The organism is Enterococcus sp. LJL98 (assembly GCF_054871745.1).
Window position 1 is genome coordinate 1 of record NZ_JBTXLU010000026.1, and the last position, 1,429, is coordinate 1,429.

Annotated in this window: 2 protein-coding genes; both read right to left on the bottom strand. The window is 38.1% G+C overall.

Annotated elements, in window-relative coordinates; genetic code table 11:
* The coding region (locus ACYSNO_RS12325; RefSeq protein ID WP_461731379.1) for a carbohydrate ABC transporter permease at positions 1 to 902 on the bottom strand (902 nt) is incomplete at its 3' end.
* Positions 903 to 916: 14 nt separating this feature from the next.
* Positions 917 to 1,429 (bottom strand): ABC transporter permease subunit (locus tag ACYSNO_RS12330; protein ID WP_461731380.1); only part of this gene is annotated, 513 nt, incomplete at its 5' end.

Genomic DNA, 1,429 nt, shown 5'->3' on the forward strand with positions numbered 1-1,429 from the left:
GAACCAACCATCATTCCTTTTACAAAGTATTTTTGTAGGAATGGATAAACCACAATGACTGGTAAAGTAGATACAATCATGACACCGTATTTAATAACGGCTGCCAATTGTTGTTTGGAATACATTAACTCAGCCATTTCACCAGTCATCGTTCCACCAATTGAGTTCGATGACATGTCTTGTAAGACTAAGATTTCACGTAATACCATTTGTAACGGGTACATTGCTTTGTCTGATAAATAAATTAAAGCACTAAAGAAGCCGTTCCAGTGACCGACACCATAGAATAAAGCCATTACTGCGATAATTGGTGTTGATAAAGGTAAAACAATTTTGGCGAATAATTTAAAGTCTGAACAGCCATCAATAATCGCTGCCTCTTCCATTTCACGTGGAATCGTGGTTTGGAAGAAAGTTCTTGTAACAACAATGTTATAGACTGAAGCGGCACCCGGTAAAACAAGAGCCCACACGGTATTTAACATTCCTAAGTTTTTGATAACTAAGTAACTTGGGATTAACCCACCACTGACGAACATCGTAATTAATAAGAATGTTGTAAATGTTTTGTGTCCGTAGAAGTCTGGACGAGATAAGGCATAAGCAGCTGGTAAGGTCACGACTAAGTTAATGGATGTTCCTAAAGCCGTATAATAAATCGTGTTTAAATACCCACGCCAAATGCTATTATTTTCAAGAATGGTTTGATACCCTTCCCATGTAAACCCTTTTGGCCAAAGCCACATCTCACCTGAGTTCACAAATTGCGGATCACTAATCGAAGCACTAATAATATAAATTAATGGATATAAAACAATTCCCACCGCTAAAAGGATGAAAATATAGTTAAATACCATAAAAATCTTATCGGCTTTTGTATCTTTCACTAAACGATTATTCATTTATATTCTCCTTCCTAGAATAGGCTTGATTCACCAAGCATATCAGCAATTTTATTGACAGAAATCATTAAGATCGCGTTAATCGCTGAGTTGAACAAACCAACGGCTGCAGCGTAACTGTATTGTGCTTCCAATAAACCTTGTTGGTAAACGAATGTCGCAATCACGTTTGATGACTCCATGTTTAATGGGTTTTGCATTAATAAGATTTTTTCATAACCTAAGTTCATGACAGAACCGACGTTCATGATTAATAAAATCACCATTGTTGGACGAATCGTTGGTAAGTTAATGTGCCAGATCCGTTGTAAACGTGTCGCGCCATCCACCACTGCTGCTTCATGTAACTGAGTATCGACTCCTGCCAAGGCTGCGAGGTAGATAACCGAACCCCAACCCGTTCCTTGCCAAACACCAGATAACACATAAACCGTTTTAAACCAACGTGGATCTTCCATAAATGAAATAGGTTGCATTCCGAAGAACTCAATCACGTGGTTGATAATCCCTGTTGATGGGTTTAAGAA